This is a genomic window from Stenotrophomonas sp. MMGLT7 (genome assembly GCF_021168555.1).
In the GTDB taxonomy this organism is placed as follows: Bacteria; Pseudomonadota; Gammaproteobacteria; order Xanthomonadales; family Xanthomonadaceae; genus MMGLT7.
This window is the reverse complement of record NZ_JAJOZS010000012.1, coordinates 44,168-68,224: the sequence shown is the minus strand read 5'-3', so window position 1 is coordinate 68,224 and position 24,057 is coordinate 44,168. Positions and strand designations below refer to the sequence as shown.

21 protein-coding genes are annotated in these 24,057 nt (G+C 70.3%); 11 read left to right on the top strand and 10 right to left on the bottom strand.

Annotation, left to right across the window (positions count from 1 at the left end; translation table 11 throughout):
- Positions 1–5: 5 nt before the first annotated feature.
- The 7 genes from LRX76_RS14310 to LRX76_RS14280 form a co-directional block, all read right to left on the bottom strand.
- Positions 6–1,067 (bottom strand): DUF4325 domain-containing protein, encoded by a 1,062-nt coding sequence (locus LRX76_RS14310; protein WP_231806300.1) that lies wholly within the window; start codon positions 1,065–1,067, stop codon positions 6–8.
- Positions 1,068–1,147: 80 nt separating this feature from the next.
- Positions 1,148–2,164: a 3-oxoacyl-ACP synthase III gene (locus LRX76_RS14305; RefSeq protein ID WP_231806299.1), complete on the bottom strand. Its 1,017-nt coding sequence runs from the start codon at positions 2,162–2,164 to the stop codon at positions 1,148–1,150.
- A gap of 102 nt (positions 2,165–2,266) precedes the next feature.
- Entirely contained in the window at positions 2,267–2,584 is a 318-nt protein-coding gene (locus LRX76_RS14300; RefSeq protein ID WP_231806298.1) for a DUF4156 domain-containing protein, read from the bottom strand.
- A gap of 60 nt (positions 2,585–2,644) precedes the next feature.
- Positions 2,645–3,211: a sugar O-acetyltransferase gene (locus LRX76_RS14295; RefSeq protein WP_231806297.1), complete on the bottom strand. Its 567-nt coding sequence runs from the start codon at positions 3,209–3,211 to the stop codon at positions 2,645–2,647.
- A 4-nt stretch (positions 3,212–3,215) separates the two neighbouring features.
- Positions 3,216–5,399 carry a DNA helicase II gene (gene uvrD, locus LRX76_RS14290; protein ID WP_231806296.1) on the bottom strand — a complete coding sequence of 728 codons (2,184 nt, stop codon included), beginning with the start codon at positions 5,397–5,399 and terminating at the stop codon, positions 3,216–3,218.
- A 187-nt stretch (positions 5,400–5,586) separates the two neighbouring features.
- Entirely contained in the window at positions 5,587–7,005 is a 1,419-nt protein-coding gene (locus tag LRX76_RS14285) for an FAD/NAD(P)-binding protein (protein ID WP_231806295.1), read from the bottom strand.
- Between the two features lie 274 nt (positions 7,006–7,279).
- A complete protein-coding gene (locus LRX76_RS14280; RefSeq protein ID WP_231806294.1) occupies positions 7,280–7,516 on the bottom strand; it encodes a hypothetical protein in 237 nt (78 codons plus the stop codon).
- 107 nt (positions 7,517–7,623) lie between these two features.
- On the opposite strand from LRX76_RS14280, the gene LRX76_RS14275 reads away from it, so the two are divergent.
- Positions 7,624–8,244 carry a flavin reductase family protein gene (locus LRX76_RS14275; protein ID WP_231806293.1) on the top strand — a complete coding sequence of 207 codons (621 nt, stop codon included), beginning with the start codon at positions 7,624–7,626 and terminating at the stop codon, positions 8,242–8,244.
- A gap of 4 nt (positions 8,245–8,248) precedes the next feature.
- Here the strand turns inward: LRX76_RS14275 and cls are convergent, their stop codons facing one another.
- Together cls and LRX76_RS14265 are read right to left on the bottom strand one after the other, a co-directional pair.
- Complete coding sequence (gene cls / locus LRX76_RS14270) at positions 8,249–9,667, bottom strand: cardiolipin synthase (RefSeq protein ID WP_231806292.1); 1,419 nt, start codon at positions 9,665–9,667, stop codon at positions 8,249–8,251.
- Between the two features lie 66 nt (positions 9,668–9,733).
- Positions 9,734–10,993: a LysR substrate-binding domain-containing protein gene (locus LRX76_RS14265; RefSeq protein ID WP_231806291.1), complete on the bottom strand. Its 1,260-nt coding sequence runs from the start codon at positions 10,991–10,993 to the stop codon at positions 9,734–9,736.
- Between the two features lie 104 nt (positions 10,994–11,097).
- Between LRX76_RS14265 and LRX76_RS14260 the strand changes: the two genes are divergently transcribed.
- The 6 genes from LRX76_RS14260 to LRX76_RS14235 all read left to right on the top strand — a co-directional run bounded on the left by LRX76_RS14260 (position 11,098) and on the right by LRX76_RS14235 (position 17,578).
- Positions 11,098–11,769 (top strand): 4-carboxy-4-hydroxy-2-oxoadipate aldolase/oxaloacetate decarboxylase, encoded by a 672-nt coding sequence (locus LRX76_RS14260; protein WP_231806290.1) that lies wholly within the window; start codon positions 11,098–11,100, stop codon positions 11,767–11,769.
- Positions 11,762–12,832, top strand: coding sequence for a 4-oxalomesaconate tautomerase (locus LRX76_RS14255; RefSeq protein ID WP_231806289.1), 1,071 nt, complete (start codon positions 11,762–11,764; stop codon positions 12,830–12,832). The genes LRX76_RS14260 and LRX76_RS14255 overlap by 8 nt, the downstream gene beginning before the upstream one ends.
- Before the next feature lie 47 nt (positions 12,833–12,879).
- Positions 12,880–14,196, top strand: a complete 1,317-nt coding sequence (gene dctA / locus LRX76_RS14250; protein ID WP_231806288.1) for a C4-dicarboxylate transporter DctA — start codon at positions 12,880–12,882, stop codon at positions 14,194–14,196.
- Positions 14,197–14,273: 77 nt separating this feature from the next.
- The gene (locus LRX76_RS14245; protein ID WP_231806287.1) at positions 14,274–15,620 is read left to right on the top strand and encodes a carbohydrate porin; all 1,347 of its coding nucleotides are present in this window, start codon (positions 14,274–14,276) and stop codon (positions 15,618–15,620) included.
- Positions 15,621–15,647: 27 nt separating this feature from the next.
- On the top strand, positions 15,648–16,670 hold the full coding sequence (locus LRX76_RS14240) for an amidohydrolase family protein (protein WP_231806286.1): 1,023 nt from the start codon (positions 15,648–15,650) through the stop codon (positions 16,668–16,670).
- A complete protein-coding gene (locus LRX76_RS14235) occupies positions 16,670–17,578 on the top strand; it encodes an amidohydrolase family protein (protein ID WP_231806285.1) in 909 nt (302 codons plus the stop codon). The genes LRX76_RS14240 and LRX76_RS14235 overlap by 1 nt, the downstream gene beginning before the upstream one ends.
- 44 nt (positions 17,579–17,622) lie before the next feature.
- Here the strand turns inward: LRX76_RS14235 and LRX76_RS14230 are convergent, their stop codons facing one another.
- A complete protein-coding gene (locus LRX76_RS14230) occupies positions 17,623–18,840 on the bottom strand; it encodes a LysR substrate-binding domain-containing protein (RefSeq protein ID WP_231806284.1) in 1,218 nt (405 codons plus the stop codon).
- A gap of 157 nt (positions 18,841–18,997) precedes the next feature.
- Here LRX76_RS14230 and LRX76_RS14225 point away from each other — a divergent pair, with 157 nt between their 5' ends.
- From LRX76_RS14225 to LRX76_RS14210, 4 genes are all read left to right on the top strand, one after another.
- Positions 18,998–19,858, top strand: coding sequence for an amidohydrolase family protein (locus LRX76_RS14225; protein WP_231806283.1), 861 nt, complete (start codon positions 18,998–19,000; stop codon positions 19,856–19,858).
- A complete protein-coding gene (locus LRX76_RS14220) occupies positions 19,855–20,769 on the top strand; it encodes a hypothetical protein (protein WP_231806282.1) in 915 nt (304 codons plus the stop codon). The genes LRX76_RS14225 and LRX76_RS14220 overlap by 4 nt, the downstream gene beginning before the upstream one ends.
- A 65-nt stretch (positions 20,770–20,834) precedes the next feature.
- The gene (dctA, locus tag LRX76_RS14215) at positions 20,835–22,139 is read left to right on the top strand and encodes a C4-dicarboxylate transporter DctA (RefSeq protein ID WP_231806281.1); all 1,305 of its coding nucleotides are present in this window, start codon (positions 20,835–20,837) and stop codon (positions 22,137–22,139) included.
- Positions 22,140–22,222: 83 nt separating this feature from the next.
- A complete protein-coding gene (locus LRX76_RS14210; protein ID WP_231806280.1) occupies positions 22,223–23,614 on the top strand; it encodes a carbohydrate porin in 1,392 nt (463 codons plus the stop codon).
- The last annotated feature ends 443 nt before the right edge of the window (positions 23,615–24,057 follow it).

Below are 24,057 nucleotides of genomic sequence, written 5' to 3'. Positions count from 1 at the left end.
CTGGGTCACAACAAGGGAAGCTGGCCATCATCCTGGTCACGCAGTACTTCGGCGCGGCGGATCATCTGCTGTACTTCCGGAACCGCGTGGAAGGGGACGAGCTCGACTTCGGGATGCTGGTTGGCGAATACACGGAAGATCTCGTCGGCAAACGCCTGGCCGATGCCGGTCACGCCTTCGAAATCGAGCATCACGCAACGGAACCTGTCCACCCGCTGCAGCAGGCGCTTGGCCTGGGACCGCGAGATCAGGTTTTCGTCGCCCACCTGCGCCAGGCGCACGGGCACGATGGTCTTGGCGAAGGCGTACTCGTCCGGTCCACTGGAGAACGCGTCGAACACCTCTCGCGCCGTCCGCGGCGAATCGCATGCGATCTCCATGTGGACCGTGGTGCCGCGCATGTCTTCGGTCTCGTCGACATCGAACAGGACGTCATCCAGCGCGGCGGCGTCATGGTCGAACACGAGTCCCATGGACTCGATGTCGAAGTGGTCGAACATGCGCGAGGTGAAGAACACGCCTTCTCCCGAATGGCGCCTTGGATCGGTGGTGAGCTTGCCCTTGGAAAGCTCCAGCAGCGCCAGCCGCTCGTCCGGCAGCGCCAAGGCACGGCTGATCTTGCGAAAGATCCCCACGCCGTCGTCCACCACGGCCAGTACAACCACCCGGGCGTTGCGTCGCACGTCGACACGGACCTGGGTGCCCTCGGAATGATCGATTGCGTTGTTGACCATCTCGGTGATGCCGTGATGGCAGATATCCAGTACGTTGGATGGCAATCCCTTCAGCTGTGGCGCCACGTCCCGAGCCCAGACCCGGTCTTCCTGCAGCCCGTCGAGGCGGTAACGGAACTCCGCCTTGCGGTTGCTGCCCAACCGGTAGACCGGCCGGGTAGTGCCTTCCTTTTCCAGATAGCCGGCTTCGGCCAGCGCTCGCGCCTGCGTGGCGACGGAGGTCCGGCTCAAGCCCAGTTGCTCCGCAACCACCCGGACCAGGTCTCGCGGATGCTCCTCGACCTGGGCCAGGAGCGCTTGCTGGATGCCTGGGGAGCGATCGGGGCGTGCCATGCCCGGATTGTAAAGTTAAGCTGGCTTATTCGAAAGTTAAACGCGTCTATTCGAAAACAAATCTCGCCAACAAGAGAGACTCACCACACCACTTCGGCCATCGAGCAGTTCAGGCCCGAGCCGATGCCCAGCAGGGCAATGCGGTCGCCCTTCTTGAGCTTGCCCAGCTGCTTGAGCTTGCTCAGCACGACCGGCACCGATGCGGGGCCGATGTTGCCGTGTTCGCCGAAGATGGTCATGACCTTGGCCGGGTCGATGCCGAACGACTTGACGAAGGCGGCGGTGTGCGGGCGGCTGACCTGGTGGATGACGAACTGGTCCAGCTCCTCCACCACCCAGCCCAGGCGCTGGCGGGCCGCGGCGAAGGTCTTCTGCGCCAGCTTGATGCCCTCGATCAGCAGCAACCGGGTGTCGGTGACCATGCGGTCCAGGTTGCCCCGGCACAGCTTGTTCCACTCGGTGGCCGAACGGGTCACGCCGCCGCGGTAGCGCGGGGCGTCGGGCACCAGCTCCGAGCGCGCCATCACCATCGCCGCGGCACCGCAGCCCAGGGTCAGCGCGGCCAGCTCGTTGCGGAAGTCCTCGGCGGTGACGTCGGCGGCGGTCATCCGCTCCAGGGTCTTCTCGTAGACCAGGTTGGCGGTCTCGCCGTCCACCACCAGCGCGTAGTCGATCTCGCCCAGCTCGATCATGCGCGCGGCCACGTCCATGCCGTTGATGAAGCCCAGGCAGGCGTTGGCGATGTCGAAGGTCACGCACTCGTCGCCCACGCCGAGGTTGCCGGAGACGATGCTCGCGGTCGACGGCTCCAGGTAGTCGCGGCTGACCGAGGTGTTGACCAGCAGGCCGACCTTGGCGATGTCCAGGCCGGCGTCGTCCAGCGCCTTGCGCGCGGCCTCGGTGGCCACGTCCGACGCCTGGATGCCCTCGTCCCACAGGCGCCGGGCATGGATGCCGGCGATGTCGCCGAGCACGTCCGTATGGATGCCGAGCCGCTCGTAGGTCGGCTTCAGGCGCTCGTTGATTTCCTTGGAGGTCAGCGTATGGGGCGCATCGACGTGCGCCAGTCCCGCGATGGAGACATTCTTGAAGAGCATCGGGTGGCGCCAGAGTTCAGGCGAAAGGGGGCGTCATTCTAGCTTTTCGCGGCCTTTGCCGCATCCGGCGCCTTGCCGGCCGGGCCCGGCCGCGGCTACGGTTCAGCGCGGCGGGCACTGGAACGCGGAGAAACGCTGGCTGCCGTCGCTGGGCTGGCCCTGCGCCTGCACGGCGTTGGCGCCGGCGCTGGGCGCCTCGTTGCGGGCCAGGGTCTCCAGCTCCTCCTGCACGCGCAGGGCGTTGCGGTTGTAGAAGCCGACCTTGCTCTTCACGCTCACCACCACCTCGCCCTTGGGCTGGCAGCCGGCCGGCAGCGGCCCGGGTGGCAGCACGCGCACGGCCTTCCCGCTCGAATCGATCGGAACCCAGGTGCAGGCGGCGGTCGTGGCGACCAGGACGGAGAGGATCAGGACGCGCATGGGCAGTCTCGGAGCACGAGGAGTCGGTTGCCGATTCTGCCTCAACAACCTGAACGGGCGTTAGTCCGCCGGCCGAGCGCCACGGACCGGCCGCGCGGGATTGCCGGCCACGGTGGCGCCCGGCGGGACGTCGCGGGTGACCACGCTGCCGGCCCCCACCACCGCGCCGTCGCCGATGCTGACGCCGGGCAGGACGATGGCGCCGCCGCCGATCCAGACATCGCGGCCGATCCGCACCGGCCGCCCGAACTCCAGCCCGGCGGCGCGCTGGGCCGCATCGCGCGGGTGGTCGGCGGCATAGATCTGCACCGCCGGGCCGATCTGGGTGCGGTCGCCGATCTCGACCGGGCACACGTCCAGGATCACGCATCCGAAATTGAGGAACACGCCGTCGCCGAGGCGGATGTTGCCGCCGTAGTCGCAATGGAACGGCGGCCGCACCACCGCACCGGCGCCGACCGCCCCCAGCTGTTCGGCCAGCAGCGCATGGCGCACGCCCACCGGCTCGGCCGCCGCGGCGTTGTAGCGCTCCATCCAGCGCTTGGCCACGGCCTGCTCGGCCTGCAGCTGCGCATCGCCGGGGGCGTAGGGTTCGCCGGCGAGCATCTTGTCCTTTTCGCTGCGCATCCGGTCAGCCCTGCGAGAGGTTGGCATAGGCCAGCACCAGCCACTTGCTGCCGGCATCGTCGAAATTGACCTGCACGCGGGCATGCGCGCCGCTGCCCTCGTAGTCGGTGACGATGCCGCTGCCGAACTTGGGATGCACCACCGCGGTGCCGAGCTTGAGCGCCGGCGCCTCGACCACGGCGTGGCCGTAGCCGCGCGCCGAGCCCAGCGAGGCCGGGCGCGAGACCTGTACCTTGGGCCGGATCTCGTTGAGCAGCTCGCGCGGGATCTCGCGCAGGAAGCGCGAGGACACGTTGTAGTTGTCCTGGCCATGGATGCGCCGCGACTCGGCGTAGCTGAGCACCAGCTTCTGCCGCGCGCGGGTGATGCCGACGTAGGCCAGCCGGCGCTCCTCCTCCAGCCGCCCGCTCTCCTCCAGCGAGCGCGCACTGGGGAACAGCCCGTCCTCCATGCCGGCCAGGAACACCAGCGGGAACTCCAGGCCCTTGGCCGAATGCAGCGTCATCAGCTGAACGCCTTCCTCGCCGGCCTGGGCCTGGCCCTCGCCGGCTTCCAGCGAGGCGTAGGACAGGAAGGCGATCAGCTCGCTCATGCCCTCGCTTTCTTCATCGTCCGGGCGGACGAAGCGCGAGGCCACCGACACCAGTTCGTCCAGGTTCTCGATGCGCGATTCCGAGTCCAGCCCGCCGCGGCCTTCCTTGTGCCAGTGGTCGCGCAGGCCCGAGCGCTGCAGCACGTGCTCCACGCGCTCGGCCAGGGTCATCTGCGCGGTCTCGGCCGACAGCGCGTTGACCAGGGTGATGAAGCCGGCCAGCGCATTGCGCGCGCGCCCGGCCAGGGTGTCGCTGCCGGTGGCGAGCATGGTCGCCTCCCACAGCGACAGCGACTGCGCGCGCGCCAGCCGCCGTACCTCGTCCAACGTGCGGTCGCCGATGCCGCGGGCCGGGGTGTTGACCGCGCGCTCGAACGCGGCATCGTCGCTGCGGTTGCCCAGCAGCCGCAGGTAGGCCAGCGCGTCGCGGATCTCGGCGCGCTCGAAGAAGCGCATGCCGCCGTAGACGCGGTACGGCACCTGCTCGGCCAGCAGCGCCTCTTCGAACGCGCGCGACTGCGCGTTGGAGCGGTAGAGCACGGCCACCTCGCCGTAGCTGCCGCCGTCGCGCACCCACTGGCGCGCGCGCTCGACCATGTAGCGCGCCTCGTCGACCTCGTTGTAGGCCGCGTACAGGTCGATCGGGTCGCCATCACCGGAATCGGTCCACAGCTGCTTGCCGATGCGGTCCGGGTTGTGCGCGATCACCGCGTTGGCGGCGCCGAGGATGTTGGCGCTGGAGCGGTAGTTCTGCTCCAGGCGGACCACCTGCGCGCCGGGGAAGTCCTTGAGGAAGCGCTGCACGTTCTCGACCTTGGCGCCGCGCCAGCCGTAGATCGCCTGGTCGTCGTCGCCGACCACGAACACGTGGCCGCTGTCGCCGGCGAGCACGCGCACGAAGGCGTACTGGATGGCGTTGGTGTCCTGGAACTCGTCCACCAGGATCTCGCGGAAGCGGGCGCGGTAGTGCGCCAGCAGCGCCGGGGTGTCGCGCAGCAGCTCGTGCGCGCGCAGCAGCAGCTCGGCGAAGTCCACCAGCCCGGCGCGGTCGCAGCGCTCCTGGTAGGCGGCGTAGGCCTGGCGCATGGTCTCCAGCCAGTGGTCGTGCGGCTCGGGCTGGATGTGCTGCGGCCGCCGGCCCTCGTCCTTCTGCTCGTTGATCCACCAGGCGATCTGCTTGGGCGGGAACTTGCCGTCGTCCAGCTCCAGCGCCTGCGCCACGCGCTTGACCAGCCGCAGCTGGTCGTCGCTGTCCATGACCTGGAAGCTCTCCGGCAGCTTGGCGTCCTGCCAGTGCAGCCGCAGCAGCCGGTGCGCCAGGCCGTGGAAGGTGCCGATCCACATGCCGCGGCTGCCGGTGCGCAGCTGCAGGTCGGCGCGGTGGCGCATCTCGCCGGCGGCCTTGTTGGTGAAGGTCACCGCGAAGATGCCGTGGCAGGGCACGCCGTGGACCTCGTTGAGCCAGGCGATGCGGTGGGTCAGCACGCGGGTCTTGCCGGAGCCGGCGCCGGCCAGCACCAGGTAGTGCCCGGGGGGTGCGGAAACGGCCTCGCGCTGGGCGGGGTTCAGGTGATCTAGAAGGTGAGAGACATCCACCGCGGCATTTTACGCGAAGCGGGGATTGGGGATTGGGGATTGGGGATTGGGGATTGGGGATTGGGGATTGGGGATTGGGGATTCGGGATTCGGGATTCGGGATTCGGGATTCGGGATTCGGGATTCGGGATTCGGGATTCGGGATTCGGGATTCGGGATTCGGGATTCGGGATTCGGGAACAGCCTCTTACGAGTTTCCGATCCCCTCTCCCGGATCCTGGCCCTGCAGCGCCGGCAGCGCCGCGGCCGCCGCGTCGCGCGCCTGCACCCGCAGCTCCGGGATCGCCAGGCTCTCCCACAGGCGGCCGATGCGCAGGCTGCCGATCACGCGGATGCGCGGGTCGGCATTGCCCCCGGCATCGACCAGGCTGCCGTCGTCGGTGGTGTCCAGGCCGATGCCATGCGGGCCGGCGACGGCCGCGCCGCTGCCGAGCAGCTGCTGCAGCAGCGGGTTGCGCATGGCCTGGGCGCGCATCTCCACGCCGGTGGCGTTGATCACGCAGTGCGCATCGATCCGCAGCGGCCCGCACGCGCCGTGCAGGCCGAGCCGCACGCCGTCGCCTGCGGCGGACACCGCCTGCAGGCGCGCGCGGTGCACGTGCAGCTGGCCGCGCTGCTGCAGCAGCTGCAGGCATTCGTGCACCGGCGCGGCGATGCGGTGGCGGTGCACGTCCCAGTAGCGCACGACGTGGCGCAGGAAGCGGCGCTGGTCGGCGTCCGACAGCGAACGCCACAACGCCTGCCCGAGCGGCCGGATGCGCTCCATCACGCCCTGCCACGGCAGGCCGTCGCGCTGCGCCTGCGCCGCGTGCGCGCGCAGCGCATGCATGCGCTGGCGCAGCGTCATCGCCAGCAGCGGCTGCGGCTCGAACGCGGCCGGCGCCGCCTCGGCGTGCGCGAGCGGCAAAAGCGCGTGGCGCGAGACCACGTGGATCGGCCCGCGGTGGCCGCGTGCGTGCAGCGACACCGCCACGTCGGCCATGCTCAGGCCGCTGCCGGCGATGCATACCGTCGCCTCGGCCGGGATGGCGGCCAGTGCCTGGCTGTCCCAGGCATCGATGCGATGCCGCGCCTCCAGCGTCGCCGCGCCGCGCGCCGGCAGCGGCCGCGGCGCATTGCCCACCGCCAGCACCACCTGCCGCGCATGCAGCCGCCCGCCGTGCTGCAGCGTCAGCACGACGGCCGCACCCGCCTTGTCCAGCGCCACCACGCGGTCGCGCAGCAGCTGCAGCCGCGCGGGCGAGCGGCCGCGCGCCGCGCCCAGGCGCTCGTGCAGGTAGTCCGCATACAGCCGGCGCGGCACGTAGCGCGGGGCGATGGATTCGCGCCCGAGCGGTGAGAACGCCCCGGCCTGGACCAGGAAATCGACGAAATCGTCCGGCGCGTCGGCAAACGCGCTCATCTTGCCGGCCGGCACGTTGAGCAGGTGCTGCGGGTCGCGGGTGGCGTAGGCGATGCCCTGCCCCGGCTCGGCGCCGGGTTCGATCAGGACGATGCGCAGCGGCGCACTGGCCTGGCGCAGCAGGCCGATGGCGGCCAGCACGCCGGCCGCGCCGCCGCCGATGATGGCGGCATCGAATGCTTCAGGGGTACGGGCGTCGCTCATCCGGCCGATTGTAGGCGATGGCCTGCGACGCCCTGGGACAAGCCGGGCCCCATCCTTCGTAAGAGCGGCCTACGCCGAATGACTGCGCGGAGGCCGGGCGGCCGTCACATCGGCTACCCGTGCAATGCCGTGGCAGCTGCGGCGCCAGGCCGGGCGCTGGCGCCATCACTCGAGCAGCCATGTCCCCGGTACGCTTCGCCTACCCGGCCGTGCTGCTGCGAAGCTTTCGCGGCGGCGCCTGGCCGGCCAGCGCATGATGCCTCCTGCATCTCCGCTACCTGCGTCGATGCCAGGCGATGGTAGCGCTGGCATCCCTCTGGACCGCGACCAGGCCGGCATCGCCCAGCCCGCGCAGGTGCGAGTTGGCCGTCTGCAGGGCGGCCGTGGCGACCCGGACAAGTCCGGAGGCGGCATAGGCACGTCCGTCCATCAGCGCCAGCAGCATCGCCGCACGGGCGTGGTCGCCAGCGACCACGCCGATGCCGGTGAGCGCGGCCGGGGCAAGGGTCATGCGGAGATCTGGGCATGGCGTCGCCGCAAACACTTCGATCCAGCCCGAAGCAATCGCGCGCGCGGCCACGCAGAATCCGGCACCGCGTTCCGGACCGAGACTCCCGCATGAAGCTTCCCCCCCTGCGCCGCAGGATCAGTCCCTCGGTGCTCTACCCCGGCACGCCGGTGGTGCTGATGACCACCGTGAATCCCGACGGCAGCGCCAACATCAGCCCGCTGTCCTCGTTCTGGTCGCTGGGGCGGCGCGTCGTGCTGGGCCTGGGCACGGACGGCCAGGGCACGGCGAACCTGGCCGCGCGCGGCGAGTGCGTGCTGAACTTCCCCTCGGCCGGGCAGGCCGCCAGGGTCGAAGCGATCGCGCGCGCCACCGGCCGTTCCCCGGTACCGGAGGCCAAGCGCGACATGGGCTACCTGCACGTGCAGGACAAGTTCGCGATGGCCGGATTCACGCCGGTGGCATCGGCCGAGGTCGCCGCGCCGGCCATCGCCGAATGCCCGCTCCAGGTCGAGGCTGGCCTGCTGGCCATGCACGCGCCCCACGGCGGGACCGACCAGGGCTTCGCCATCGCCGAGTGCGAGGTGCGCTGCGTGCACGCCCACGAAACGATCACGATCGGCGGCACCGATCACATCGACGTGCACGGCTGGCGGCCGCTGTTCTACGTGTTCCGCCACTACGTGGGCAGCGGGGAGCCGGTCGCGCGCAATTTCCGCGCCGAGGCATGAGCGGCTACATCAGCGCATCGGCCAGCCGCGCGATGCCCTCGCGAACGCGGTGCCAGGCCGGCCGCTGGCGCCACGTCTCCGCCAGCACGTGGTGCGAATCGGCCAGGTAGGCGGCCTCGATCTGGCGCATGCGCGCCACCACGCCGGCGTCGTAGCAGAGCATGCCGATCTCCGCGTTCAGCGCGAACGAGCGGATGTCCAGGTTGATCGAACCGACCAGGGCGATGTCGTCGTCCACGCTCAGGTGCTTGGCGTGCAGGAAGTGCGGCCGGTACAGCGCGATCTTGACCCCGCAGCGCAGCAGCTCCTCGTAGTAGGCCTCCTGCGCCCAGGCGGTGACCGCCTTGTTGTTGCTCGCCGACAGGATCAGCTGCACGTCCACGCCCGATACCGCGGCGATGCGCAGCGCGCTGAGCGTGGCCTCGTCGGGCACGAAGTACGGGGTGACCATGACGATGCGCTCGCGCGCCAGGTGGATCAGCGCGTTGACCGCGTCGCGCGCGTTCTCGAACGGATACGCCGGGCCGCTGGGCACCAGCTGCGCGGCCACGTCCTGCTCGCATACCTGCGCATCGGGCAGCACCACCAGCCGCTGCCCGGTCTCGATGAACCAGTCGCTGGCGAACACCGCCTCCAGGTGGTTGACCGCCGGCCCGCGCACGCGCGCGACCAGCTCGCGGTTGGGACAGTGGTCGACGAAGCCCGGCAGCGCCAGGTTCTGCGAGCCGACGTAGGCCACGCGGTTGTCGATCACCGCCACCTTGCGGTGGTTGCGCAGGTCCATGCGGCCGCTGCGGCGCCAGCGCAGGCCGCCCGGCAGCAGCGCCTGCACGTCCACCCCGGCCGCCAGCAGGCGTTTGCGGTAGCGGCGCAGGCCGCGCTTGGCCCCCACCGCGTCGAGCAGCAGCCGGCAGCGCACGCCGCGCGCCACGGCCCGTTCCAGCGCGGCCGCCACCGCGTCGCCGACCTCGTCGTCGAACATCAGGTAGTACAGCAGGTGCACCCGCTTCTGCGCGCCGTCGATGTCGTCGATCAGCGCGCGCAGCGAGGTGGTGTAGTCGTCCATCAATTCCACCGCGTTGCCGCGGGTGGGCATGAAGTCGCCCTGGTTCTCCACCAGCGGCACCATCTCCGCCGCGCTGGTCCCCGGGGTCGGCGTCCAGCGCAGTCCCCCGAGCGGCGCCTGCTGCTCGCGGATCACCTGCGAGGCCTGGGTCTGTCGCACCACGCGCTCGCGCGAGAGCCAGGGATGGCCGAACAGCAGGTACAGCGGCAGCCCGAGCAGCGGCACGAAGCCGATCAGCAGCAGCCAGCTGCGCGCCGCCCCGGGCGTGGTGCGCGAGGGGATCCAGCACAGCGCGGCCAGGCGGATCAGCCAGTCCAGCGCCAGCAGCCAGGTCCCCTCCCACCAGTCGGGCAGCATTGAATTCCCTATCGAGACGGTCCGCCCGATTCTGCTGAAGTGCGCCGCAAACGCAAGCAGGCGCGTTCAGGCGCCGGGCGCGGCATGGCGGAACGGCCAGCCGGACACCTGCGCCCCGCCACGCTCGGCGCAGACTGCGCGGAAGGTCTCCACGAACGCCGACTGCAGCCGCGTCGGGCGCCAGTCGGCGCGGGTGGTCATGCCGATGCGGCGGCGCACGCCCGCCCCGGCCGCGCCGATCTCGCACAGCAGGCCGGCACGGTGCTCGAACAGGAACTGGTCGCGCGACATCAGCGTGAGCCAGTCGTCCTCCAGCAGCAGCCCGCGGATGATCAGTACCGAGCCGCACTCGATCCGCAGCCTCGGCGGCTCCAGGCCCTGGTCGCGGAACATCCGCTCCCAGCGCGCGCGCACCGGCGCGCCGACGGCGGCGACCACCCAGGGATAGTCGAGCAGGCGCGGGAACCCGAAGCCCGGCTCGCGCAGCAGCGGGTGGCCGACCCGCCCCACGATCACCGGGTCGTCGTCGAACAGGCCGGTCTGCACCACGTCGTTGACCGGCGCCGGGTCGCGCAGCGCCCCCACCAGCAGGTCCAGCCCGCCCTCGCGCAGGTGCGCCAGCATTTCCGCGTACGGTCCCTCGACCACGTTGACGGTGGCGCCGGGGTGGGCACGGGCGAAGCGCGCCAGCACCTGCGGCAGCAGGATCGCGCGCGCCAGCGGCAGCGCGCCGAGGGTCACCCGCCCGGCGTCCTTGGAGCGCAGCGCCGCCAGTTCGTCCAGGCCGGCCGCCAGCTCCGACAGCGCCAGTCGCACGAAGCGCAGCATGCGCGTGGCCGCCAGCGTCGACTGCACGGTCTTGCCGCGCCGTACCGTCAGCGGCGCGCCGATCAGCTCGGACAGTTCGTGCACCGCACGGTAGATCGCCGGCTGCGACACGCCGGCACGCGCCGCCGCCAGCGAGTAGTTGCCGGCCGCGTCGACCGCCACCAGCGCGCGCAGCTGGCCCAGGCCGATCCGCCGTTCCAATGCCGGCAGCGCCGGCAACCTCAGCGAGCGACGCGCCACCTGCACGCCCCGCGCCAGGTAGGCCAGCGTGCGCTCGATCCGCGGCACCAGCAGCCGCGCCGCCTCGGTCGGCGCCATGCCGCCGGGCTGGCGTTCGAACAGGGGCTGGCCCAGTTGCGCTTCCAGCCGTGCGATCGCCTGGGTCAGCGCCGGCTGGGACAGGTTCACCTGCGGTGCGGCGACGCTGATGCCGCCCATCGACGCCACCACCGCCGCCGCGTGCAGGTGCCTCAGGTTCAGCTCGGGCTCTCGGCTCATCTACCAACTATAACCATATGCAATGGACGTATCGAAAAACCATCTTGAGGCATTGCTTCGCATGCGCACACACTCGGCCATCTCTTCACATGGTGGATGGACGAATGGCAACGGTAGTGACCCGGTTCGAGCGCGCGGAGGCCAGGGTGGTCGATGGCCTGGCCGCCGCTGGCGTGGCCACCGTGCACGAGGCGCAGGGCCGGCGTGGCCTGATGCACCACCGGCTGCGGCCGATCTACGCCGGCGCGCGCATCGCCGGCAGCGCGGTGACGGTGTCGCTGCCGCCCGGCGACAACTGGATGATGCACGTGGCGATCGAGCAGCTGCGCCCGGGCGACCTGCTGGTCGTCGCCCCCACCAGCGAGTGCACCGACGGCTACTTCGGCGACCTGCTGGCGACCTCGGCGCAGGCGCGCGGCTGCGCCGGGCTCGTCATCGATGCCGGCGTGCGCGACGTGCGCGAGCTCACCGCGATGGGCTTCCCGGCGTGGAGCCGCGCCATCCATGCCCAGGGCACGGTCAAGGAGACCCTGGGCTCGGTCAACGTGCCGCTGGTATGCGCCGGCGCGCTGGTGAACCCGGGCGACGTGGTGGTCGCCGACGACGACGGCGTGTGCGTGGTGGCGCGTGCCGAGGCCGAGCGCGTGCTGTCCGAGGCGCAGGCGCGCGAGGCACGCGAGGCCGACAAGCGCGAGCGGCTGGCGCGCGGCGAACTCGGCCTGGACATCTACAAGATGCGCGAGCGCCTGGCCGAGAAGGGCCTGAAGTATGTCTGACCTGGCGCCGGCCGGCGGCGTGCGCGCGATGTGGATGCGCGGCGGCACCTCCAAGGGCGGGTTCTTCCTGGCCGACGAACTGCCGGCCGCCGCCGCCGCGCGCGATGCCTTCCTGCTGCGCGCCTACGGCTCGCCGGACCCGCGCCAGATCGACGGCATGGGCGGCGCCGACCCGCTGGCCTCCAAGGTCGCGGTGGTCTCGGCCTCGGCGCGCGAGGATGCCGACGTGGACTACCTGTTCCTGCAGGTCTACGTCGACCAGGCGCTGGTCAGCGACGCGCAGAACTGCGGCAACATGCTGGCCGGGGTCGGCCCGTTCGCGATCGAGCGCGGGCTGGTGGCTGCCGGCGACGGCGAGACCGAGGTGCGGATCTTCATGGTCAACACCGGCAAGCTCGCCGTCGCCACGGTGCGCACCCCGGGCGGCCGGGTCGACTACGCCGGCGCCGCGCACATCGACGGCGTGCCCGGCTCGGCAGCGCCGATCCCGCTCGCCTTCGCCGACATCGCCGGTTCCTCCTGCGGCGCGCTGCTGCCGACCGGCAACGTCGTCGACCAGATCGACGGCGTGCAGGCCACCCTGATCGACAACGGCATGCCGTGCGTGCTGATGCGCGCGCAGGACCTGGGCATCAGCGGCTACGAGGACCGCGCCGCGCTCGACGCCGACACGGCGCTGAAGGCGCGCCTGGAGTCGATCCGCCTGCAGGCCGGACCGCTGATGAACCTGGGCGAGGTGGCGGACACGTCCGTGCCCAAGATGACCCTGGTCGCGGCGCCGCGCGAGGGCGGCGCGATCAGTACCCGCAGCTTCATCCCGCACCGCTGCCACGCCTCGATCGGCGTGCTCGGCGCGGTCAGCGTCGCCACCGCCTGCCTGCTGCCGGGATCGCCGGCGCATGCACTGGCGCGCCTGCCGGGAGGACGCAGGCAGCAGATCGACGTCGAGCACCCCAGCGGGGCGACCGGCTGCGTCATCGAGCTCGACGAACACGGAGCGGTGGTCCGCGCCGCGGTGCTGCGCACCGCGAGAAAACTCTTCGACGGGATGCTGTTCGGCTGAGTCCGGCGCCACCGTTTCCGCTTTTTTTCTTCCTGGGAGGGTAGAGCATGGCAAACGAGGAGAAGCGGCCGGGCCGCTTCGGCTTCATCAGGCAACTGTGGTTCCAGGTCCTGCTGGGGACGCTGCTCGGCGTGCTGCTGGGCTGGCTGGCACCGGACATCGGCACCACGATGAAGCCGTTCGGCGACGCCTTCATCAAGCTGATCCGGATGATGATCGGCCCGATCATCTTCGTCACCGTGGTGCACGGCATCGCCGGCATGAACGACATGCGCAGCGTCGGCCGGGTCGCGTTCAAGTCGCTGCTGTACTTCGAGGTCATCACCACCATCGCGCTGGTGTTCGGCCTGGTGACGGTGAACCTGTGGCAGCCCGGCGCCGGCATGAACATCGACGCGAGCCGGATCGACACCGCCGCGATCGAGGGCTACGTGCACGCCGCCCACGACCAGGGCATGGTCGCCTACCTGATGAACATCATCCCGACCACCCTGCTCAGCGCGCTGGTCGAGCCGCACGTGCTGCAGGTGCTGTTCGTCTCGGTGCTGTTCGGCATCGCGCTGGCCTCGATCGGCGAGCGCGCCGCGCCGGTGATGCGCGTGATCGAGAGCGCCTCGCAGGCGCTGTTCAAGATGATCGGCTTCATCATGTGGTTCGCCCCGATCGGCGCGTTCGGCGCGATCGCCTTCACCATCGGCCAGTTCGGCGCCGGCTCGCTGCTCTCGCTGGGCGAGCTGATCCTGGAGTTCTTCGTGGTCTGCGCGCTGTTCACCACGCTGGTGCTCGGCACGGTGTGCTGGTGGTGCGGGGTCAGCCTGGTGCGGCTGCTGGGCTACCTGCGCGAGGAGATCGTGATCGTCGCCGCCACCACCTCCACCGAGACGGTGCTGCCGCGGCTGATCCTGAAGATGCGCAAGGTCGGCTGCGAGGAGAGCGTGGTCGGCTTCGTGATCCCGGCCGGCTATTCGTTCAACCTCGACGGCACCTGCCTGTACCTGACCACGGTGGCGGTGTTCCTGGCCCAGGCCACCAACACCCCGCTGACGATCTGGCACGAGATCGGGCTGGTCACGGTGCTGCTGCTCACCTCCAAGGGCGCGGCCGGCGTGGCCGGGGCGGCGTTCGTGGTGCTGGCCGCCACGCTCGGCACCACCGGCACCATCCCGGTGGCCAGCATCGCGCTGATCCTCGGCATCCACCGCATCCTGGCCGAGGGCCTGACCTTCGTGAACCTGATGGGCAACGCGATCGCCACGATCGTCATCGCCAAGTGGGAAGGCAAGCTCGACAACGCCGCCCTCGCCGAGCACATCGGCAACCGCGCGCTGCGCCGCCGCTACCTGGTCGCCGCCGCGCAGCCCTGAGCATCGCGTACCCCCGGCCATGCCGGGGGCGCATCCGGATCAACGTTCCGGCCGCGACCGGCCGGACTGGAGGCCTCGTGTCCCGCATCACCCATTCCACGCTGACCCTGCTGCTGGGCGGACTGGCCGGCGCCATCGCCGCGCCCGCCTGCGCGCAGGCGCCGTCGCAGACCGCCCCCGCCACGCCGTCGGCCAAGCCCGCCAAGGGCGGCAAGCCGCGCGACGGCATCGACCTGACCCTGGACTTCGTCGGCAACCTCGCCTCCAACCCGGTGGGCGGGGTCGAGCAGGGTACGGAGGGATCGTATTGGATCATGGCCCAGTCCAGGCTCGACCTGGACAAGCTGTTCGGCCTGCACGGCACCGAGGTCGACGTGCAGGCGGCCTGGTTCGCCGGGCGCAACCTGGCGCGCGAGAAGATCGGCAGTTCGATCAGCCCGCAGCAGACCTGGCGACCGGTGGCCGGCGGCCGCCTGACCCGGCTCACCGTCAAGCACGCCTTCGACAACGGCCTGAGCGTCATCGTCGGCCGCGCGCCGTTGAACAGCTACTTCAACAATTCGCCGCTCAACTGCGTGTTCATGAGCAACGCGATCTGCCTGACCCCGTACGGCCCGATCACCGACCTGGGCGTCACCGCCTATCCGAACTCGTCGTGGGCGGCGCTGGTGCGCTACGACGTCGGCGCCGGCAAGCGCTGGTACCTGCAGGCCGGCGCGTTCGACTACGACAACGACCTCAACCTGGCCGGCAAGAACGGACTGGACTTCTCCTTCCGCGACGGCACCGGCACGCTCTCGGCGGCCGAGGTCGGCTACCAGAGCGCGGCCGGCGACCCGGGCCTGCCGCGCACCTACCGGCTCGGCGTGTACCGCAACACCGATGGCGGCAAGAACCCCTACCGCGACCTCGACGGCAACTCGGCCGGCCTCACCGGCAGGCCCCTGGCCGACCAGGACGGCGACCGCGTCGGCTGGTATGCGATGGCCGACCAGACCGTCTGGCGCGGCGAAGGCAAGCGCAACCTGGCGCTGCTGGCGCGCTACTTCATCAACACCGGCAACCCGGCGGCGGTGAAGTACTTCGCCGCGGTGGGCGCGGTGAAGACCGGCACCTTCGCCGGGCGCGAGCGCGACACGCTGGCGCTGTTCGTCTCCAACACCCACTTCGACCCGCTGCAGATGGCCTACCTGCGCGACCGCCGCGCGCGCTACGGCGGCAGCGGCACGCCGGACAACGACGAGCTGATCGCCGAGCTCAGCTACGGCTACCAGGTCCGCCCCGGCGTGCGCCTGATGCCCAACATCCAGTACGTCGTCCATCCCGACCCGATCTACGCCCCCACCCGTACCACCGACATCCCCGATGTGCTGATCGTCGGCCTGCGCGTGGACGTGCAGTTCGCCCAGCTGTTCGGCTGGTAACCCTCCTTCCCCCCACCGAGGCCTCCCATGATCATCGACTGCCACGGGCACTACACCACCGCGCCGGCCGCCCACGACGCCTTCCGCAAGGCGCAGGTCGCGCACTTCGACAATCCCTCGCTGCCGGCGCCGGACTATCCGCATATCTCCGACGACGAGATCCGCGAGAGCATCGAGACCAACCAGCTGCGCCTGCTGCGCGAGCGCGGCGCCGACATGACCATCTTCTCGCCACGCGCCAGCACCATGGCCCACCACATCGGCGACGAGGCCGTCAGCCAGGCCTGGACCCGGCGCTGCAACGACCTGATCGCACGCGTCGTGCAGCTGTATCCCGAGACCTTCATCGGCGTGTGCCAGCTGCCGCAGTCGCCCGGCGTGCCGATCGCCCATTCCATCGCCGAGCTGGAGCGCTGCGTCGACCAGCTCGGCTTCGTCGGCTGCAACCTCAACCCCGATCCGTCCGGCGGCCACTGGACCGGCCTGCCGCTGACCGACCGTGCCTGGTATCCGTTCTTCGAGAAGATGGTCGAGCTGGACGTGCCGGCGATGGTGCACGTGTCCGGCAGCTGCAACGCCAACTTCCACGCCACCGGCGCGCACTACCTAAACGCCGACACCACCGCGTTCATGCAGTTCCTGCAGGGCGAGCTGTTCCGCGACTTTCCCGAGCTGCGCTTCGTCATCCCGCACGGCGGCGGCGCGGTGCCCTACCACTGGGGCCGCTTCCGCGGGCTGGCCGACATGCTGGGCAAGCCGCCGCTGGCCGAGCACGTGATGAAGAACGTGTTCTTCGACACCTGCGTCTACCACCAGCCCGGCATCGACCTGCTGTTCGAGGTGATCGGCATCGACAACATCCTGTTCGGCTCGGAGATGGTCGGCGCGGTGCGCGGCATCGACCCGCAGACCGGGCACTACTTCGACGACACCAAGCGCTACATCGACGCGCTGTCCATTTCCGAGGCCGACAAGCGCAAGGTGTTCGAGGGCAATGCGCGGCGCGTGTATCCGCGCCTGGACGCGCAACTGAAAGCGAGGGGACTGTGATGAGCCAGCCTACGACGGGACCGTTCCGGAAGGATGCCGACTGGCTGGACTTCGATCCGGCGCCGAGCAGGCCGCGCTTCGTGCCGCCGCCGGGCGCGGTGGACGCGCACTGCCACGTGTTCGGCCCGGGCGCGGCGTTCCCGTACGCGCCCGAGCGCAAGTACACGCCGTGCGACGCCGTCAAGGAAAAGCTGTTCGCGCTGCGCGACTTCCTCGGCTTCGAGCGCAACGTGATCGTGCAGGCCACCTGCCACGGCGCCGACAACCGCGCCCTGGTCGATGCGCTGCGCGCGGCCGGCGGCCGTGCGCGCGGCATCGCCACCGTGCGCGACAGCGTCGGCGACACCGAGCTGCAGGACCTGCATGCGGCCGGCGTGCGCGGGGTACGCTTCAACTTCGTGCGGCGGCTGGTGGATCCCAAGCCGGATGCCTACTACCACCGCATCATCGAGCGCATCGCCGCGCTCGGCTGGCAGGTGGTGGTGTACTTCGAGGCCGCCGACCTGGCCGAGCGCTGGGACTTCTTCACCTCGCTGCCGACCACGGTGGTGGTGGACCACATGGGCCGGCCGGACGTGTCCAAGCCGGTGGAGGGGCCGGAGTTCCAGCGCTTCGTGCGGCTGATGGCCGAGCACGAGAACGTCTGCAGCAAGGTCAGCTGCCCGGAGCGGCTGTCGCGGCTGGGCCCGCCCGGCTACGACGACGTGGTGCCGTTCGCCCGCTACCTGGTCGAGCGCTTCCCCGACCGCGTGCTGTGGGGCACCGACTGGCCGCACCCGAACATGAAGCAGCACATGCCCGACGACGGCGCGTTGGTCGATTTCATCCCGCGCATCGCTCCGACCGCCGAGCTGCAGCGCAAGCTGCTGGTCGACAACCCGATGCGGCTGTACTGGCCGGCCGCGTGATACCGGCATAGGGCCCAGGTGCAGCAGCGAACGCGGCGCCGCGCCTAGGGCGTGCCGCGTTCGCTGCGGACCGCGCGGAAGGCCTCGACGAACGCCGACTGCAACGGCGTCGGGCGCCAGTCGGCACGGCGCGTCATCGCGATGCGGCGGCCGAAGCCGGCGCCCGGCGAGCCGAGCTCGACCAGGCGCCCGGCCTGGCTTTCCAGGCGGAACTGGTCGCGCGACATCAGCGCCAGCCAGTCGTCCTCCAGCATCAGCCCGCGCATGATCATCACCGAGCCGCACTGCACCCGCAGCGGCGGCGGTGCGTGGCCGCGCACCTGGAACATCCGCTCCCAGCTGAGCCGCATCGGCACCCCGGGCGCGGGCACCACCCACGGATGCGCCACCAGCTCGGCGGTCGACAGCGTGTCCCTGCCCTGCAGCGGATGCCCGGCGCGCCCGACGATCACCAGTTCGTCGTCGAACAGGACCTCCTGGACGACGTCGCGTGCGGCGATGTTCTCGCGCCAGGAGGCGATCAGCACGTCCATGTCGCCCTGGCGCAGGCGGGCGAGCAGCTCGGCATACGGCCCTTCGATGATGTCCACGAACGCCGCCGGCCGCCGCCTGCAGAACCCGGCCAGCACCCGCGGCAGGAAGTGCGCCCGCGCCACCGGCATCACTCCCACGCGCAGCTGGCCGCCCAGGCCCTGGTCGCGCGTGGACACCTCGTCGATGCCGGCGCGCAGCTCGGCCAGCATCAGGTGGACGAAGTGCACCAGCCGGCCGGCCGGCGCGGTGGGCCGGATCGATCGGCCGGCGCGTTCGAGCAGCGTCACCTGCACGACCTGCTGCAGCTCGCGCATCGCCCGGTGCAGCGACGGCTGCGACAACCCCAGCTGGGCCGCCGCGCCGGCATAGCTGCTGCTCTCCACCACCGACACCAGCGCCCGCAGCTGGCTCATCGACACGCGCCGCTCGACATGCGCCAGCATCGGCTGCCGCGATGCACGGCGGATCTGCTGTACGCCGCGCTCGAGATAGCCCAGCGCGCGGCGCGTGCGCACCAGGAAATGGCCGCCGGCCTCGGTGGCGGTCACGCCGTGCGGATGGCGCACGAACAACGCCGTCTCCAGCACCTGCTCGAGCTTGGCGATGGCCTGCACCAGCGCCGGCTGCGACAGGCTCACCGCCTCGGCCGCCGCACTGATGTTGCCGGCCGCGGCGACCTGCAGCAGCGCGCCGAGATGCCTCAGGTTCAGCGAGTAGACCCGTCTCATGATCGAGGATTAGCAAAAACCAATGTGGCGATTGTAATTCTAATTTTATCTCGTGCCTTGTTTTTCCCATATTCTCCATCCACGGACGGCGTCATCGATACTGCACTGCAGCAATCAATAGCCGATTCGAATACTCCCCCCAAGCGAGAATGTGCTCTTGAACGTACTGGACACCCATACCCACGTGATCTCCCCCGATCCCGACCGCTACCCGCTCGACCCGATCGGCGGCCACCAGTCCGAATGGTCGCGCGCACGCCCGGTCGATGCCGACGGCCTGCTGCGGGCGATGGACGCGGCCGGCATCGACCAGGCCGTCGTGGTGCAGGCCTCGACCGTCTACGGGCACGACAACCGCTACGTCGCCGACACCGTGCGCGCGCACCGCGACCGCCTGGTGGGCGTGTACTCGGTGGACGCGCTGGCAGCCGACGCGGTCGAGCGGATCGCCTACTGGCGGGACCAGGGCCTGTCCGGCTTCCGCCTGTTCACCACCGGCAGCACCATGCCGGGGCAGGCCGACTGGCTGGGCCATGCCGACTCCTATCCGGCCTGGGCCTATGCCGAGGCCCACGGCATCCCGGTGTGCCTGCAGATGACGATGGACGGCATCCCGGCGCTGCGCAGCCTGCTCGAACGCTTTCCCAGGGCGGTCGTGCTGCTCGACCACTGCGCGCGGCCGCAGCTGTCCGACGGCGTGCCCTACGCTGCCGCCGCGCCGCTGTTCGCGCTGGCGGCCTATCCCGGCGTGCACCTGAAACTGACCAACCGCACCCTCGCCGCAGCGGCCGAGGGCGGTTCCACGCCCGCCGATTTCCTGCGCGCTATCGTCGCCGCGTTCGGCGCCGGCCGCATCGCCTGGGGATCGAACTTCCCCGCCGCCGCCGGCAGCCTGGCCGAGCTGGCCGCCACCGCGCGCAGCGCGCTGGGCGCGCTGTCCACCGACGACCAGGCCGCCATCTTCCGCGGCACCGCAGCGCGGCTGTATCCGTTCGCCACCCGCGAGGCAAGCGCATGAACGGCCACCACCCGACCTCGCTGCGCACGGTGCTGTCGGCGTATCCGCACACCGCCGCGCTGCGTTCCGGCGAGCTCGCCTCCGCGGCGGTGCACCTCGACTTCCAGGACGTCTCGCCGGTGCACAAGGCGTTCGCGCCGATGGTGCGCGAGCAGGCCTACGACCTGTGCGAGCTGGCCATCGTCACCGCGCTGCAGGCCATCGCCTACGGCCGCCCGCTGGTGCTGCTGCCGGCGGTGGTGGCCTCGCGCTTCCAGCGCGGCTGCCTGATCGCGTACCGCCCGCGCGGGTCGCTGCGGCCGGCCGACCTGCCCGGCAAGCGCATCGGCGTGCGCGCCTACACCCAGACCACCGGGATGTGGGTGCGCGCCCACCTGCACGAGGACTTCGGACTGGACATCGCCCGGTCACAGTGGATCACCCATGACCCGCCGCACGTCGAGCAGTACCGGGACCCGCCGTTCGTCGTGCGCGTGCCCGGCGGCAAGGGCACGCTGGGCATGCTGCGCGACGGCGACGTCGATGCCGCCATCCTCGGCAACGACCTGCCGCAGGGCGACGACTTTGTGCCGGTCGTCGACGATGCGCGCGAACGTGACCTGGCCTGGTGGCGCATCCACCGCTTCATGCCGATCAACCACATGGTGGTGGCCGGCGCCGACGCCTGCCGCGACCACCCCGATGCGGTCAGGGACGCCTATGCGCTGTTGCGCGAGGCCGCTCGCCGTGCCCGGCCGGGCACGGCCGACCCGGACGTGCCGCAGCCGACGCTGTTCGGCTTCCGGCAGCTGGCCGGCCCGCTGGATTTCACCATCGACGCCTGCATGAAGCAGGGACTGCTGCCGCGCAGGCTCGACGTCGACGAGGTATTCGCACCCGCACGCGCGCTGCTGGGCAGCGACGCCGACTAGCACCGGACCACGCTCAGGGATGGGCACCGCTTCGCCACACACCCCTTTCTCACCCGGAAACCAGCATGGCCCATCCAACCCCGACCAGCGCCACCGCCCCGGCAGCCCGGCGGCCACGCCGCTTCTACCAGGACCTGACCTTCCAAGTACTGGCCGGCATGGTGCTGGGCGTGGCCGTGGGCGCGCTCGCCCCGGACATCGGCCAGCAGCTCAAGCCGCTCGGCGACGTGTTCATCCGCCTGATCCAGATGGTGGTGGGCCTGATCATCTTCTGCACGGTCACCCACGGCATCGCCAGCGTGCGCGACCTGAGCAAGGTCGGCCGCATCGCCATCAAGGCCATCGTCTATTTCGAGGTGGTCACCACAGTGGCGCTGGTCATCGGCCTGGTCACCATCAACCTGCTCAAGCCCGGCGTCGGCATGAACATCGATCCGGCGCTGCTGCACAGCGCCGGCGAGGCGGTGCATCCGGCCGCGCACATGACCCTGGGCGAGTTCATGCTCAACCTGGTGCCGAAGTCGGCGGTGGAGGCGTTCGCGCAGGGCGAGATCCTGCAGATCCTGGTGTTCTCGGTGCTGTTCGCCTGCGGCCTGGCCTCGCTGGGCGACCGCGCACAGCCGGTATTGAACGTGGTGGAGACGGTCTCGCAGTCGCTGTTCTGGATCATCCGCGTGGCGATGAAGCTGGCACCGATCGCCGCCTTCGGCGCGATCGCCTTCACCGTGGCCAAGTTCGGCCTGCACTCGCTGGTCCCGCTGGCCGCGCTGGTCGGCGAGTTCTACCTGACCTGCGTGATCTTCTTCCTCATCGTGCTGGCGCCGATCTGCTGGTACGCCGGCTTCAGCCTGCTCAAGCTGATGCGCTACATCCGCGACGAACTGATCCTGGTGATCGGCACCAACTCGTCCGAGAGCGTGTTCCCGCAGCTGACCGGCAAGCTCAGGAAGCTGGGCGTGGAGGAGTCGGTGGTGGGCCTGGTGCTGCCGACGGCCTACAGCTTCAACCACGACGGCACCTGCCTGTACTTCGCCGCGGTCAGCGTGTTCCTGGCGCAGGCGGTGGGCATCCCCATGGGCTGGCAGCAGCAGCTGTCGCTGCTGCTGGTGCTGCTGGTCACCTCCAAGGGCGGCGCCGGCGTGGCCGGCTCGGCGATCGCGGTGCTGGCGATGACGCTGGCGGCGACCAAGTCGATCCCGGTGAGCAGCATCGCGCTGATCCTCGGCGTGCACCGCATCCTCGCCTCGGCCTTCGTGTTCACCAACATCGCCGGCAACTGCGTCGCCACCCTGGTCGTGGGCAAGTGGGAGAACGCCATCGACCGCGGCCGCCTGCAGCACGAGCTCGATACCGGCTATCGCGACGCCTGATCGCCGACGTCGTTGCGCCGCCACATCGCCGCGCCACCGGCGCGCAGCGTCCATCACGCCTGTTTTCTGGGAGGGAAACACCGATGAAACCCGCATTCCGCATTCTCGCGCCGCTGGCGCTGACGGCCGGCAGCGCGACCGCCGCACCGCCCGCGACCGACGCGCCGCAAGACGCCACGCCCGCCACTGCCGCCGCCGAACAAGCCAGCGGCGTCGCCGGCGAACTGCAGGCACTGGCCGAGAAAGGCGTGTTCCTGCGCGCCAACCTGATCAACCAGTACGCCCGCAACACCCGCGGCGGCGTGGACCAGGACGACTCCAACGTCGGCCAGTTCAACATCGGCGCCGACTTCGACCTGGACAGGCTGTTCGGCGCCAGCGGTGGCAGCTTCCACTTCACCGTGTACCGCGACTACGGCCACGGCCTCAACCACGACGTCACCGGCACCTTCGCCAAGCAGCAGTACATCTACAAGAACGAGTACCCGGCCTGGCACCTGGGCCTGTTCGCCTACCAGCAGAAGCTGCTGGACGACCGCCTGGACGTGTTGATCGGCCGCCTCGGCACCACCAGCTACTACGCCAAGCTGGCCACCAACTGCCAGTTCCAGTCCGGCACCCACTGCGGCGTGCCGCGGCTGATCAATTCCGAGGCCGGCTACAGCCTGCTGCCCTCGGCCACCTGGGCGATGAACCTGCGCTACAGGACCAGCGCGCACACCTACGTGGAGACCGGCATCTACGAGGTCAACCCGACCACCTCGGCCAGCAACGGCCTGGACTTCTCCATCGCCGACGCCACCGGCGTGACCGTGCCGGTGGAGTGGGGCTGGGTGCGCACCGACGCGGCGTCCTATCCCAATACCTTCGAGCTCAAGGTGGGCGGCTACGTCAGCACCGCGCCGCGCCCGGACCCGTTCTACAACACCCAGGGACGATCGCGCGGCCTGTACGGCGGCAGCGCCCGCCAGGTGGACAACAACCGCAAGGGCGTCTACGTCATGGGCGACCGGGTGGTGTGGCGCCCGGACCCGGAGTCCAGCCGCAACCTCAACCTGTTCGCCGGCATCTCGCAGCAGCTGGAGGTCGAGGAGATCATGCGCCAGCAGATCTACGGCGGCTTCGTGCTGACCGGCCCGACCGCGTCGCGCCCGCAGGACACCATCGGCTTCTCGGCCTCGTTCTTCGACCTCACCGACAAGGAGGCCGCCTACCTGCGCGACGCGCGCATCCGCGCCGGCGGCCACGGCAGCAACGATCCGCACCAGTTCGCGTTCGAGCTCAACTACGGCTGGCATCCGCGCCGCGGCGTCATCGTCATGCCGAACGTGCAGTACATCGTCCATCCCGACAACTCGGGCCTGCCCGACACGCCGGTGCTGCCCAGGAACCTGTTCGCCTTCGGCCTGAACGTGCAGCTGAACTTCGGCAGCATGCTCGGCCTCAAGCGCGATGGCGGTGGCGGCGGCGATTGATCCCGGCAGCATCTTTCCCCCCACGAGACAGCGGGAGTCCCCATGCCCACGGCCATAACCGGAATCGAGCGCGCCCATCCACAGACGATAGACGGGCTCGCCCACGCCGGCGTGTCCACCGTCCACGAGGCCCAGGGGAGAAAGGGCCTGCTGCACGCATGGCTGCGGCCGATCTGCGCCGGCGCGCGCATCGCCGGCAGCGCGGTGACGGTCTCGCTGCCGCCCGGCGCCCCCCTTCTCCCGCTTGCGGGGGAAGGTGCCCGAAGGGCGGATGGGGGTTGCCCGGAGCATGGGAAAGGAAAAGGAAAAGCGCCCCCATCCGGCGCTGCGCGCCACCTTCCCCCGCAAGCGGGAGAAGGGAACTGCTGCTGCCTATTCCTGATTTGATCTGGAGACAGGCCTTCTGGAGGACGACGAGCACACGGAGGTCGGCGCGACGATCC